10 protein-coding genes, 3 rRNA genes and 1 riboswitch are annotated in these 14564 nt (G+C 43.5%); all 13 genes read left to right on the top strand.

From position 1 onward, the window contains the following. Positions 1-81 precede the first annotated feature (81 nt). The 13 genes from PSR12_RS20770 to purF all read left to right on the top strand — a co-directional run bounded on the left by PSR12_RS20770 (position 82) and on the right by purF (position 14523). Positions 82-1633, top strand: a 16S ribosomal RNA gene (locus PSR12_RS20770). A gap of 181 nt (positions 1634-1814) precedes the next feature. Next, positions 1815-4742: ribosomal RNA gene (locus PSR12_RS20765) — 23S ribosomal RNA — on the top strand. Between the two features lie 192 nt (positions 4743-4934). Then, positions 4935-5050, top strand: a 5S ribosomal RNA gene (gene rrf / locus PSR12_RS20760). Together the 16S, 23S and 5S rRNA genes form the textbook arrangement of a ribosomal RNA operon. Before the next feature lie 149 nt (positions 5051-5199). Further along, entirely contained in the window at positions 5200-5466 is a 267-nt protein-coding gene (locus PSR12_RS20755) for a hypothetical protein (protein WP_221682771.1), read from the top strand. Between the two features lie 139 nt (positions 5467-5605). After that, complete coding sequence (locus tag PSR12_RS20750; RefSeq protein ID WP_036076850.1) at positions 5606-5800, top strand: NETI motif-containing protein; 195 nt, start codon at positions 5606-5608, stop codon at positions 5798-5800. Positions 5801-5893: 93 nt separating this feature from the next. Then, positions 5894-5992: riboswitch (purine riboswitch) on the top strand. A 214-nt stretch (positions 5993-6206) separates the two neighbouring features. After that, on the top strand, positions 6207-6695 hold the full coding sequence (gene purE / locus PSR12_RS20745) for a 5-(carboxyamino)imidazole ribonucleotide mutase (RefSeq protein WP_274770367.1): 489 nt from the start codon (positions 6207-6209) through the stop codon (positions 6693-6695). Beyond that, positions 6692-7816 carry a 5-(carboxyamino)imidazole ribonucleotide synthase gene (gene purK / locus PSR12_RS20740; RefSeq protein WP_274770365.1) on the top strand — a complete coding sequence of 375 codons (1125 nt, stop codon included), beginning with the start codon at positions 6692-6694 and terminating at the stop codon, positions 7814-7816. The genes purE and purK overlap by 4 nt, the downstream gene beginning before the upstream one ends. Positions 7817-7829: 13 nt before the next feature. Continuing rightward, the gene (gene purB / locus PSR12_RS20735; protein WP_274770363.1) at positions 7830-9125 is read left to right on the top strand and encodes an adenylosuccinate lyase; all 1296 of its coding nucleotides are present in this window, start codon (positions 7830-7832) and stop codon (positions 9123-9125) included. A gap of 129 nt (positions 9126-9254) precedes the next feature. Beyond that, the gene (purC, locus tag PSR12_RS20730; RefSeq protein ID WP_257520627.1) at positions 9255-9965 is read left to right on the top strand and encodes a phosphoribosylaminoimidazolesuccinocarboxamide synthase; all 711 of its coding nucleotides are present in this window, start codon (positions 9255-9257) and stop codon (positions 9963-9965) included. Between the two features lie 2 nt (positions 9966-9967). Further along, positions 9968-10216, top strand: a complete 249-nt coding sequence (gene purS, locus PSR12_RS20725; RefSeq protein WP_016992383.1) for a phosphoribosylformylglycinamidine synthase subunit PurS — start codon at positions 9968-9970, stop codon at positions 10214-10216. Between the two features lie 2 nt (positions 10217-10218). Then, positions 10219-10902 carry a phosphoribosylformylglycinamidine synthase subunit PurQ gene (purQ, locus tag PSR12_RS20720; protein WP_048394895.1) on the top strand — a complete coding sequence of 228 codons (684 nt, stop codon included), beginning with the start codon at positions 10219-10221 and terminating at the stop codon, positions 10900-10902. Beyond that, positions 10889-13123, top strand: a complete 2235-nt coding sequence (gene purL, locus PSR12_RS20715) for a phosphoribosylformylglycinamidine synthase subunit PurL (protein WP_274770361.1) — start codon at positions 10889-10891, stop codon at positions 13121-13123. Before purQ ends, purL begins: the two co-directional genes overlap by 14 nt. Then, positions 13099-14523, top strand: a complete 1425-nt coding sequence (purF, locus tag PSR12_RS20710; protein WP_004225733.1) for an amidophosphoribosyltransferase — start codon at positions 13099-13101, stop codon at positions 14521-14523. The genes purL and purF overlap by 25 nt, the downstream gene beginning before the upstream one ends. Positions 14524-14564 lie beyond the last annotated feature (41 nt).

Genomic DNA, 14564 nt, shown 5'->3' with positions numbered 1-14564 from the left:
GCTAGTTTTACTAGCGAACGAAACACAATTTTGGACATCAAACATGATGCCAGCAAAACAATTTGAGCTAATCAAATTTCTTTTATGGAGAGTTTGATCCTGGCTCAGGACGAACGCTGGCGGCGTGCCTAATACATGCAAGTCGAGCGAACAGAAAAGGAGCTTGCTCCTTTGACGTTAGCGGCGGACGGGTGAGTAACACGTGGGCAACCTACCCTATAGTTTGGGATAACTCCGGGAAACCGGGGCTAATACCGAATAATCTCTCTTGCTTCATGGCGAGAGACTGAAAGACGGTTTCGGCTGTCGCTATAGGATGGGCCCGCGGCGCATTAGCTAGTTGGTGAGGTAACGGCTCACCAAGGCGACGATGCGTAGCCGACCTGAGAGGGTGATCGGCCACACTGGGACTGAGACACGGCCCAGACTCCTACGGGAGGCAGCAGTAGGGAATCTTCCACAATGGGCGAAAGCCTGATGGAGCAACGCCGCGTGAGTGAAGAAGGTTTTCGGATCGTAAAACTCTGTTGTAAGGGAAGAACAAGTACAGTAGTAACTGGCTGTACCTTGACGGTACCTTATTAGAAAGCCACGGCTAACTACGTGCCAGCAGCCGCGGTAATACGTAGGTGGCAAGCGTTGTCCGGAATTATTGGGCGTAAAGCGCGCGCAGGCGGTCCTTTAAGTCTGATGTGAAAGCCCACGGCTCAACCGTGGAGGGTCATTGGAAACTGGGGGACTTGAGTGCAGAAGAGGAAAGTGGAATTCCAAGTGTAGCGGTGAAATGCGTAGAGATTTGGAGGAACACCAGTGGCGAAGGCGACTTTCTGGTCTGTAACTGACGCTGAGGCGCGAAAGCGTGGGGAGCAAACAGGATTAGATACCCTGGTAGTCCACGCCGTAAACGATGAGTGCTAAGTGTTAGGGGGTTTCCGCCCCTTAGTGCTGCAGCTAACGCATTAAGCACTCCGCCTGGGGAGTACGGTCGCAAGACTGAAACTCAAAGGAATTGACGGGGGCCCGCACAAGCGGTGGAGCATGTGGTTTAATTCGAAGCAACGCGAAGAACCTTACCAGGTCTTGACATCCCGTTGACCACTGTAGAGATATAGTTTCCCCTTCGGGGGCAACGGTGACAGGTGGTGCATGGTTGTCGTCAGCTCGTGTCGTGAGATGTTGGGTTAAGTCCCGCAACGAGCGCAACCCTTGATCTTAGTTGCCATCATTTAGTTGGGCACTCTAAGGTGACTGCCGGTGACAAACCGGAGGAAGGTGGGGATGACGTCAAATCATCATGCCCCTTATGACCTGGGCTACACACGTGCTACAATGGACGATACAAACGGTTGCCAACTCGCGAGAGGGAGCTAATCCGATAAAGTCGTTCTCAGTTCGGATTGTAGGCTGCAACTCGCCTACATGAAGCCGGAATCGCTAGTAATCGCGGATCAGCATGCCGCGGTGAATACGTTCCCGGGCCTTGTACACACCGCCCGTCACACCACGAGAGTTTGTAACACCCGAAGTCGGTGAGGTAACCTTTTGGAGCCAGCCGCCGAAGGTGGGATAGATGATTGGGGTGAAGTCGTAACAAGGTAGCCGTATCGGAAGGTGCGGCTGGATCACCTCCTTTCTAAGGATTATTTCGGAATACAAACCTTGGGTTTGTACGATTACGTTTTGCGTTCAGTTTTGAAGGTTCATTCTATCTGAATGAAACACTTCAAAACTTGTTCTTTGAAAACTGGATAAAACGACATTGAAATTGTAACAAACACATTTATTTTTTAAGTTTTTTATAGGCTTAATAACTTGGTTAAGTTATTAAGGGCGCACGGCGAATGCCTTGGCACTAGGAGCCGAAGAAGGACGGCACTAACACCGATATGCTTCGGGGAGCTGTAAGTGAGCTTTGATCCGGAGATTTCCGAATGGGGGAACCCACTACGTTTAATCGCGTAGTATCTTGACGTGAATACATAGCGTCTTGAAGGCAGACCCAGGGAACTGAAACATCTAAGTACCTGGAGGAAGAGAAAGAAAAATCGATTCCCTGAGTAGCGGCGAGCGAAACGGGAAGAGCCCAAACCAAGAGGCTTGCCTCTTGGGGTTGTAGGACACTCAATACGGAGTTACAAAAGAGCGAGTTAGATGAAGCGACTTGGAAAGGTCCGCCAGAGCAGGTAAAAGCCCTGTAGTCGAAAGTTCGTTCTCTCCTGAGTGGATCCTGAGTACGGCGGAACACGTGAAATTCCGTCGGAATCCGGGAGGACCATCTCCCAAGGCTAAATACTACCTAGTGACCGATAGTGAACCAGTACCGTGAGGGAAAGGTGAAAAGCACCCCGGAAGGGGAGTGAAAGAGATCCTGAAACCGTGTGCCTACAAGTAGTTAGAGCCCGTTAATGGGTGATAGCGTGCCTTTTGTAGAATGAACCGGCGAGTTACGATTACGTGCGAGGTTAAGCTTTAGAAGGCGGAGCCGCAGCGAAAGCGAGTCTGAATAGGGCGAAATAGTACGTGGTCGTAGACCCGAAACCAGGTGATCTACCCATGTCCAGGGTGAAGGTGAGGTAACACTTACTGGAGGCCCGAACCCACGCACGTTGAAAAGTGCGGGGATGAGGTGTGGGTAGCGGAGAAATTCCAATCGAACTTGGAGATAGCTGGTTCTCTCCGAAATAGCTTTAGGGCTAGCCTCGTGATGAGAATACTGGAGGTAGAGCACTGTTTGGACTAGGGGGCCATCCCGGTTTACCGAATTCAGACAAACTCCGAATGCCAGATATTTATACACGGGAGTCAGACTGCGAGTGATAAGATCCGTAGTCAAAAGGGAAACAGCCCAGACCACCAGCTAAGGTCCCAAAGTAATCGTTAAGTGGAAAAGGATGTGGCGTTGCACAGACAACCAGGATGTTGGCTTAGAAGCAGCCATCATTTAAAGAGTGCGTAATAGCTCACTGGTCGAGTGACGCTGCGCCGAAAATGTATCGGGGCTAAACGATTCACCGAAGCTGTGGATTGACATCTACGATGTCAGTGGTAGGAGAGCGTTCTAAGTGCGTTGAAGTCAGACCGGAAGGACTGGTGGAGCGCTTAGAAGTGAGAATGCCGGTATGAGTAGCGAAAGACGGGTGAGAATCCCGTCCACCGTATGACTAAGGTTTCCTGAGGAAGGCTCGTCCGCTCAGGGTTAGTCGGGACCTAAGCCGAGGCCGATAGGCGTAGGCGATGGACAACAGGTTGATATTCCTGTACCACCTCCTCACCGTTTGAGAAATGGGGGGACGCAGTAGGATAGGGTAAGCGCGCCGTTGGTTGTGCGCGTCCAAGCAGTAAGGCGTGTGTGTAGGCAAATCCGCACACTGTAACGTTGAGCTGTGATGGCGAGTCCGTATGGACGAAGTTCCTGATTTCACACTGCCAAGAAAAGCCTCTATCGAGGTGAGAGGTGCCCGTACCGCAAACCGACACAGGTAGTCGAGGAGAGAATCCTAAGGTGTGCGAGAGAACTCTCGTTAAGGAACTCGGCAAAATGACCCCGTAACTTCGGGAGAAGGGGTGCTCTTGAGCGTGCAAGCGCATGAGAGCCGCAGTGAATAGGCCCAGGCGACTGTTTAGCAAAAACACAGGTCTCTGCAAAACCGTAAGGTGACGTATAGGGGCTGACGCCTGCCCGGTGCTGGAAGGTTAAGAGGAGTGGTTAGCGCAAGCGAAGCTGCGAATTGAAGCCCCAGTAAACGGCGGCCGTAACTATAACGGTCCTAAGGTAGCGAAATTCCTTGTCGGGTAAGTTCCGACCCGCACGAAAGGCGTAACGATCTGGGCACTGTCTCAACGAGAGACTCGGTGAAATTATAGTACCTGTGAAGATGCAGGTTACCCGCGACAGGACGGAAAGACCCCGTGGAGCTTTACTGTAGCCTGATATTGAATTTTGGTACAACTTGTACAGGATAGGTAGGAGCCAGAGATCTCGGAGCGCCAGCTTCGAAGGAGGCGTCGGTGGGATACTACCCTGGTTGTATTGAAATTCTAACCCATGCCCCTTAGCGGGGCAGGAGACAGTGTCAGGCGGACAGTTTGACTGGGGCGGTCGCCTCCTAAAAGGTAACGGAGGCGCCCAAAGGTTCCCTCAGAATGGTTGGAAATCATTCGTAGAGTGTAAAGGCACAAGGGAGCTTGACTGCGAGACCTACAAGTCGAGCAGGGTCGAAAGACGGGCTTAGTGATCCGGTGGTTCCGCATGGAAGGGCCATCGCTCAACGGATAAAAGCTACCCCGGGGATAACAGGCTTATCTCCCCCAAGAGTCCACATCGACGGGGAGGTTTGGCACCTCGATGTCGGCTCATCGCATCCTGGGGCTGTAGTCGGTCCCAAGGGTTGGGCTGTTCGCCCATTAAAGCGGTACGCGAGCTGGGTTCAGAACGTCGTGAGACAGTTCGGTCCCTATCCGTCGTGGGCGTAGGAAATTTGAGAGGAGCTGTCCTTAGTACGAGAGGACCGGGATGGACACACCGCTGGTGTACCAGTTGTCTTGCCAAAGGCATCGCTGGGTAGCTATGTGTGGACGGGATAAGTGCTGAAAGCATCTAAGCATGAAGCCCCCCTCAAGATGAGATTTCCCATTACGCAAGTAAGTAAGATCCCTCAAAGACGATGAGGTAGATAGGTTCGAGGTGGAAGTGTGGTGACACATGGAGCTGACGAATACTAATCGATCGAGGACTTAACCAAAACGTTTGAAACATTCAATGTGCCGTTTATCCAGTTTTGAAAGAACAAATTCTTTCAATAAAAAAAGAGAGCTTCAAGACACAAGTAGTACAAGGAAGCAAACGAGTGATTGAAGGAGCGTACGTTTGTACGTGACTGATTGAACGAGAGCAGCTGACGCAGTAATACGCCGTGTATTGAAGGTCAAATAAGTCTAGTGATGATGGCAAAGAGGTCACACCCGTTCCCATACCGAACACGGAAGTTAAGCTCTTTAGCGCCGATGGTAGTTGGGGGCTTCCCCCTGTGAGAGTAGGACGTCGCTAGGCAATTATAAAGTCATGGATCTATTCCATGGCTTTTTTTTATTTTGTCAACTATTCATAAAATGCTATAATATATTTAATATTTTCAAGTGGATTTAAAGGGAAATTCTTTCACCTAGATACATTCTGGATTTAATAATGGAGGAATCAAAATGAGGCAGAACATTTTTTCTGCGATTTCGATCTCAAGTCTACTACTTATATTCTTTATGTTTGGCTATGATTCAACCAAATGGTATGGAAACCTTTTTACATTTCTCTATCGTGTAAATATGTTTATGCCGTTTATTTTAGGTGGTTTAGGCATCACCAGTGCCCTATTTGGCATCAAAGGATATCGTATGGTTCTTGTTGTCCTTCATTTGTTCCTACTGCTATTATTTTTTTGTATCTATTTAAAGGCATTTTATGTTCCATGAGCATTCATCAAAACTGCGGAGAGGAATCTGCAGTTTTTTCTAATTATTTAAGTTCTTACATACTTCTATAAGCAACAAAAGGTATAATAAATTACAAATTGATTGTGAATGAATATGTACAATGGAAAGGAAGAACAAGTTGGGAAAAAAGCAAATTTGGTATGAGGTACAGGAAAACGAGTCAATCGAGGATTGTTTGGCAAGAATGCGGAAAGATGGCTTTATGGTCATAGGACGAAAAGAAGAGCCACTTTTTCATATCGTAGATGGTGAGCCAGCTTATCTGCGCCAAAAAATTCAGTTTAAAGGTATACCTGCTCAAGATATCGAATGATTTTGACTAAAAACCGAACAATTTTTTTAACCTAATAAAAAATGTTCGCATTTTTGGATTGACGATAAGACAATCCCTTGTTAAAATGTGAGAAGGAAAAACAAATAGATCCCACATATATGCTAGAGGATTGGCTCTAGTGTCTCTACCCGGCACCGTAAATGCTGGACTATGCGGGAAAGCACTTTTGGCGTATGGTGAGAAGGTCTTTGTACAGCTATGTACTATGTACATGGAGACGACCTTGTCCGAATAATCCTCAAGTAAACTGCTTTCACGTGTACCGGTAGAGAGTAGTTTATTTGGGGATTTTCTTTGTAAATAAGAATTGCAGTAGCTATTCAAATAGAGGCTAGCACAATAAATAATTGATCATTTTTCTATCGTTTAAAAGGAGCGACAATTTATGAATCCGAAAATCGGTGTCATTATGGGTAGTTCAAGTGACTGGGAAACAATGAAACATGCATGTGATATTTTAGATGAATTACAAGTACCGTACGAAAAGAAAGTTGTATCTGCACATCGTACACCTGATTTAATGTTTGAATATGCAGAGGCAGCTCGCGAGCGAGGAATACAAGTAATTATTGCTGGAGCAGGCGGTGCCGCACATTTACCAGGAATGGTAGCAGCTAAAACAACACTACCTGTCATCGGTGTACCTGTTCAATCACGTGCACTTAATGGACTTGATTCACTATTATCCATCGTTCAAATGCCTGGTGGCGTGCCTGTAGCAACTGTAGCGATTGGCAAAGCAGGAGCGACGAATGCAGGTTTACTTGCAGCTCAAATTTTGTCAATAACAGATGCCGAGCTTGCTAATAAATTAGATGCTAGACGTGAAGCAACAAAGCAGCAAGTTTTAGAAAGTACAGGTGACTTAGTGTGACGAAGATTATTTATCCTGGACAAACGATAGGCATTATCGGCGGAGGACAACTTGGTCGAATGATGGCACTTGCTGCAAAGGAGTCTGGTTTTAAAGTGGCTGTTCTTGAACCAGCAATGGACTCACCTTGTGGGCAGGTAGCAGATATTCGCATTGTAGCTCCATATGATGATGAAGCTGCTTTAGAAGAACTTGCAGAAGTAAGTGATATTATCACATATGAATTTGAAAATATTGATTATGAAGGCTTAAAGCGTTTATCACAAATGGCTTATGTTCCTCAAGGAGCAGAGTTGGTACGTATTACACAAAACCGTATAACAGAGAAAGAAGCTATTGTGAAAGCTGGTTGCCCAGTAGCACCATATATTGTTGCAAAAACTTATGAAGAATTAGTAGCCAATATTGATTCGATTGGTTATCCTTGTATAGTCAAAACAGCAAGAGGTGGTTATGATGGCAAGGGACAGCAGCTTTTAAAATCAACTGAAGATTTGCCTTTAGCGAAAGAATTATTCACGCATTCGCAATGTATTGCAGAAGGATTTGTTCCTTTCGTAAAGGAAGTATCGGTCATTGTTCAAAGAAATGGTCATGGTGAATCGTATTGCCAGCCAGTTGGAGAGAACATTCATGTTCATCATATTCTTCACGAGACAATAGTACCTGCTCGCATAACTGAAAGCACAGCTCAAGCTGCAGAACGAGAAGCTTTGAAAATTGCAGACTATTTACATTTAGTAGGAACGCTAGCGGTAGAAATGTTTGTATTAGAAGATGGTAGTATTGTTATCAATGAATTAGCACCAAGACCTCATAATTCTGGTCACTATTCAATTGAAGCATGTAATGTTTCACAATTCCATCAGCATATTCGTGCTGTTTGTGGATGGCCGTTACGTAAGCCACAACTATGGGCACCGTCCATTATGGTCAATGTATTAGGGCAGCATGTCGTGCCACTCAGTAACTCAATTGCTAAATATCCTGAATGGTCCATACATCTTTATGGGAAAACTGAAGCTAAGGTCAACCGTAAAATGGGCCATGTGACGATTATGACAAAAGACTTAGAAGCTACACTACAACAAATCGAGAGTTCTGGCATTTGGTCAGAATAGAAGGAGATACGCGATGATTGAACGTTACACAAGACCCGAAATGGGCGCAATTTGGACAGAACAAAATAAATACCAAGCTTGGCTAGAGGTTGAAATTTTAGCTTGTGAAGCATGGGCAGAGTTAGGGGATATCCCAAAAGAGGATGTTGCTAAAATTCGCGAAAATGCTTCATTTGATGTGAATCGTATATTGGAAATTGAACAAGAAACTCGTCATGACGTTGTAGCCTTTACTCGTGCTGTTTCTGAAACACTTGGAGAGGAACGCAAATGGGTACATTATGGTTTAACTTCTACTGACGTAGTAGATACAGCACTTTCTTATTTAATCAAACAAGCAAATGATATTTTACGTAAAGATATCATAAATTTCATTGATATTATTGCTGCTAAGGCAAAAGAACATAAACATACAGTTATGATGGGACGCACACACGGTGTTCACGCTGAACCAACAACTTTCGGTTTGAAACTTGGTTTATGGTATGAGGAAATGAAGCGTAACCTTGAACGTTTTGAAGCAGCTGCAAAAGTAATTGAAACAGGAAAAATGTCTGGAGCAGTTGGAACATATGCCAATATTGATCCTCGTGTTGAGCAATATGTTTGCGACAAATTAGGCCTTGCAGCTTCACCAATTTCAACACAAACTTTACAGCGTGACCGCCATGCTCAGTATTTAGGTGCATTAGCTTTAATCGCTACTTCAATTGAAAAATTCGCAACAGAAATTCGTGGACTACAGAAATCTGAAACACGTGAAGTGGAGGAAGCTTTTGCAAAAGGTCAAAAAGGATCATCAGCAATGCCACATAAACGTAATCCAATCGGTTCTGAAAACATGGTTGGTATGTCTCGTTTAATGCGAGGTTACATGGTGACTGCTTATGAAAATGTAGCTTTATGGCATGAGCGTGATATTTCACATTCATCTGCAGAGCGTGTTATTTTACCGGATGCAACTATTACTCTTAACTATATGCTAAATCGCTTCGGTAATATTGTGAAAAATTTAACAGTATTCCCTGAGAACATGAAACGTAATATGGATCGTACATTTGGTCTTATTTATTCTCAACGCATCTTACTAGCATTGATTGATAAAGGACTAGTACGTGAAGAAGCTTATGATACAGTACAACCTTTAGCAATGCAGGCTTGGGACGAGCAAGTTCAGTTCCGTACATTAGTCGATGCAAGTGAAAAAATCACATCTTATTTAACAAAAGAAGAGTTGGATGATTGTTTTGATTACAACTACCACTTACAGCATGTTGATATGATTTTTGAACGACTAGGACTTAACTAATATTTATTTAGCCATCTACTAATAAATGTTAGAGCCACCAGTAAAAAGTTTCAGAGTTGAATCGTAGAGATACGGTTCAATTCTGAACATTATTACAAGCGTATCTCATAATATCAGGGGGAAAACGAAATGACTAAAGGTCAACTTTTGTATGAAGGTAAAGCAAAAAAATTGTTCACAACAGAGGAGCCAAATGTGCTACTTGTTGAGTACAAGGATAGTGCAACAGCATTCAATGGTGAAAAGAAAGAGGAAATTGAAGGTAAGGGCATTTTAAATAATCGCATTACTTCATTAATTTTCGAAAAATTACAAGCTAACGGAATTGCGTCACATTTCGTAAAACAATTATCCGATACACAACAACTTGTAAAAAAAGTAGAAATTATTCCGATTGAGGTAGTTGTTCGTAATATTGCTGCTGGAAGTTTAGCAAAGCGTCTGGGTCTTGAAGAGGGGACATCTTTAAAACGACCAATCGTTGAATTTTATTATAAAGATGATAATTTAGGCGACCCACTTATTACAACAGAACATATTGATGTTCTTGAACTTGCCACACCAACTGAAGTAACAGCTATTTATGATGGTGCATTAGCCGTTAACAAAGTGCTACAGCCGATCTTTGCAGATGTCAATGTGACATTGATTGATTTTAAATTAGAGTTTGGCCGTGATATGGATGGTCATGTATTATTGGCAGATGAAATTTCACCAGATACATGCCGACTTTGGGATGCAACAACGAAGCAAAAGTTAGACAAAGATGTTTTTCGTCGTGACCTTGGTAATTTAACTGAAGTTTATACTATTATACTTTCTAGACTCGGAGGCAAATAACAATGAAAAAAGTAAAAATCTATGTAACATTACGTGAGAGTATTCTTGATCCTCAAGGCTCAGCAGTACAAGGTTCTTTAGCTAAGATGGGCTACGGTGAAGTAGAAGATTTACGTATCGGTAAATATCTTGAACTATCAATTAAAGATACAGAACGTGACATTGATACTCTAGTAAAAGAAATGTGTGAAAAGGTTTTAACGAACGTTGTAATTGAAGACTACCGTTACGAAGTCGAGGAGGCTATTTAATCATGAAATTCGCAGTACTCGTATTCCCTGGGTCAAACTGTGACATCGATATGTATCATGCGATTAAAGACGAGCTAGGTGAAGAAGTAGAATATGTATGGCATACAGCAACAGATCTAAGTGGTTTTGATGGTGTATTAGTACCTGGAGGATTCTCCTATGGGGATTATCTTCGTTGTGGTGCAATGGCTAATCAATCTAACATTATGACAGAAGTTAAGAAGGCAGCAGATGCTGGTAAACCTGTATTAGGTGTATGTAATGGCTTCCAAATCCTAACGGAAGCAGGTTTATTGCCAGGAGCTTTATTGCGCAATAAAAACTTAAAATTTATGTGCCGTACAGTGCAGCTTAAAGTTGAAAACAACAATACATTATTCACAAATCAATATGAGCAAGGTCAAATCATCAATATTCCAATCGCACATGGTGAAGGTAACTACTACTGTGACGAGGAAACTTTACAATCACTAAAAGATAATAATCAAATCGTATTCACATACTCAGGTGACAATCCAAACGGTTCTTTAGAAGATATCGCAGGGATTATAAACGAGCGCGGCAATGTATTAGGGATGATGCCACACCCAGAGCGAGCTGTTGATGCACTGGTGGGCGGCGCAGACGGTCTAGCAGTATTTAAATCAATCGTGAAGCAGTGGAGGGAAAATCATGTCAACAACTAAGTTTGAGCCAACAGCACAGCAGATTAAAGATGAGAAGCTATACGCTGGAATGGGGATGTCAGACGAAGAATTTGCAATGGTAGAAGGTATTTTAGGACGTCTACCTAACTGGACAGAGACAGGTCTTTTCTCAGTAATGTGGTCTGAACACTGCTCGTACAAAAATTCAAAGCCAGTACTACGTAAATTCCCTACTAAAGGGCCACAGGTACTACAAGGACCAGGTGAAGGTGCAGGTATTGTTGATATTGGTGACGAACAAGCAGTAGTGTTTAAAATGGAATCACATAACCATCCATCTGCAATAGAACCTTATCAAGGGGCTGCAACGGGTGTGGGTGGTATTATCCGTGACGTTTTCTCAATGGGTGCACGTCCAATCGCAATGTTAAACTCATTACGCTTTGGTGAATTAAAGTCAGCACGTGGTAAATATCTATTTGAAGAAGTAGTAGCGGGAATCGCAGGATATGGTAACTGTATCGGAATCCCAACAGTAGGTGGAGAAATTCAATTTGATCCTTGTTATGAAGGTAATCCTCTTGTGAATGCTATGTGTGTCGGTTTAATTGATCATAAGGATATTCAACGAGGCATTGCAGCTGGTGTAGGTAATACAGTGATGTATGTTGGAGCGAAAACAGGCCGTGATGGTATTCATGGTGCAACATTCGCCTCTGAGGAATTAACTGAGGAATCAGAAAACCAACGTCCAGCAGTACAAGTTGGAGATCCATTTATGGAGAAGCTTTTACTTGAAGCTTGTTTAGAGGTTGTAAAATCGGATGCTCTAGTTGGTATTCAAGATATGGGTGCAGCTGGTCTTACGTCTTCTTCAGCAGAAATGGCTTCAAAGGCTGGTTCTGGTGTAGAAATGAACTTAGACTTAGTGCCTCAGCGTGAAACAGAAATGTCAGCGTATGAAATGATGTTGTCTGAGTCTCAAGAACGTATGCTTTTAGTGGTGAAAAAAGGTCGCGAAGATGAAATTAAAGCGATTTTCGATAAATACGATTTAGATGCAGTAGCGATTGGTCGCGTTACAGATGATAAAATGCTTCGTCTGCTACACAAAGGACAAGTAGTGGCAGAGGTACCTGCAGACGCATTAGCAGAAGATGCTCCTGTTTATCATAAACCATCTGCAGAACCTGCATACTATGCTCAGTTCCAAGCAATCGAAAATACTGAACCTGCTGTGACAGATTACAAAGAAACACTTAATGCTTTATTAAAAGCACCGACAATTGCTTCTAAAGAATGGGTATACGATCAATATGATTATCAGGTACGTACATCAACAGTTGTTAAACCAGGCTCTGACGCTGCCGTTATTCGAGTACGTGGCACAAATAAAGGGTTGGCAATGACAACAGACTGTAACTCACGTTATATCTATTTAGATCCAGAAGTGGGTGGTGCTATTGCAGTAGCCGAAGCAGCTCGTAATATCGTGGCAACTGGTGGTACGCCACTTGCGATTACAGATTGCTTAAACTTCGGTAATCCAGAGAAACCAGAAATCTTCTGGCAAATTGAAAAATCTGCGGATGGTATTTCGGCAGCTTGTACGGCATTAAATGCTCCAGTAATCGGAGGTAACGTTTCTCTTTATAATGAACGTTCAGGTGAAGCGGTGTATCCAACACCGACAATTGGTATGGTTGGTCTTATTGAAGACTTAGCACATGTAACGACACAGGATGTAAAGGCAGCAGGAGATCTTGTCTTTGTCATTGGTGAGACGAAAACAGAATTTGGCGGTTCAGAGCTTCAAAAACTTTTAAATAATGGTGTTATTTCAGGGAAAGCGCCAGCTATTGATTTAGAGGTTGAAGCGACACGTCAGCAAGCTTTATTAAAGGCGATTAAAGCAGGCCTTGTTCAATCTGCGCATGATGTAGCAGAGGGTGGTCTAGCTGTGGCGATTGCTGAAACAACATTTGGCGCTAACGGTCTTGGTGTGGATGTAACATTAACAGGCTCTGCAACAACTGCGCTATTCAGTGAGAGTCAATCTCGTTTTGTTGTCACAGTTAAAGAAGAAAATGCTGCAGCATTTGTAGAAATCATGAAAGATGCTCAAAGAATTGGTGTCGTAACAAACGATGCACTTGTGAAAATCAACGGGGACAAAGGTGTGCTTGTAGAAGGTACAGTGGAGGAATTCCGTTCTAATTGGAAAGGAGCAATCCCATGCTTGCTGAACTCAGAGGCTTAAACGAAGAATGTGGGGTGTTTGGTATTTGGGGTAACCCAAATCCAGCACACCTTAGCTATTACGGGCTTCATGCTCTTCAACACCGTGGACAAGAAGGCGCTGGAATTGTCGTTTCAGACGGACAGCATCTTCGCGCGGTGAAAGGCGAAGGACTAGTTAATGATGTTTTCAACGAAGATAAATTAAAAGCAGTGAACGGCAAAGCGGCTATTGCGCATGTTCGTTATACGACTGCTGGTGGTGGCGGTATCGAAAATGTACAGCCATTATTATTCCACTCCTCAACTGGTAGCCTTTCTATTGCCCATAACGGTAACTTAGTCAATGCGACACATTTAAAGCAATATTTAGAGCGACAAGGTAGCATTTTCCACTCTAGCTCTGATACAGAAGTGTTGGCGCATCTTATTAAGAAAAGTTCGCATTCACCATTCCGTGCGAAGGTGAAAAATGCCCTATCTCTTTTAAAGGGTGCCTATTCTTTCTTAATTATGACAAAGGATGAAATGCTTGTTGCACGTGATCCACATGGTTTACGTCCACTATCTCTTGGAAAGCTAGGAGATGGCTGGGTGGTTGCTTCTGAAACTTGTGCATTCGATTTAATTGGTGCAGAATTTGTTCGTTCGGTAGAACCAGGTGAATTAATCATTATTAATGATGAGGGCGTAAAATCAGATCGTTTTGCTGATATGGATAAACGTTCGATGTGTGCGATGGAATATGTTTATTTAGCACGTCCTGATTCGGATATTGATGGTATTAACGTTCATATGGCACGAAAACGTATGGGTAAACAGCTTGCTCGTGAGTGTGCGCATATTGAGGCAGATGTTGTAACAGGTGTTCCTGATTCAAGTATTTCCGCAGCGATTGGTTTTGCAGAAGAAAGTGGAATTCCTTATGAATTAGGTCTTATTAAAAATCGTTATGTTGGTCGTACGTTTATTCAGCCGACACAAGAGTTACGTGAACGTGGTGTGAAAATGAAACTTTCACCTGTAGTTCAAGTCGTAAAAGGAAAAAAAGTAGTAATGGTAGATGATTCTATCGTTCGTGGTACAACATCTCGTCGCATTGTCAAAATGCTTAAAGATGCTGGCGCAGCGGAAGTTCATGTTGTGATTTCATCACCACCGATGACAAATCCTTGTTATTATGGCATTGATACATCAACGCATGAAGAACTGATTGCTTCTAGTCATAATGTAGATGAAATTCGTGAAGCAATTGGAGCAGATTCTCTAACATTCCTTTCTGTTGAGGGGATGGTAGAAACAATTGCACGACCATACGAAGATGAAAACCGAGGACTTTGCCTTGCATGCTTTACAGGCAAATATCCAACAGAGATTTTCCCAGATACGATTTTGCCACATGAAAAAGAATTATTACGTTAAGAACAACATCGCAACAAATTAGTGTCTTACAGTCATTTCTA

Source organism: Lysinibacillus sp. G01H (assembly GCF_028872195.1).
GTDB classification, from domain to species: Bacteria; Bacillota; Bacilli; order Bacillales_A; family Planococcaceae; genus Lysinibacillus; species Lysinibacillus capsici.
This window is presented reverse-complemented; position numbering and strand designations above follow the sequence as displayed.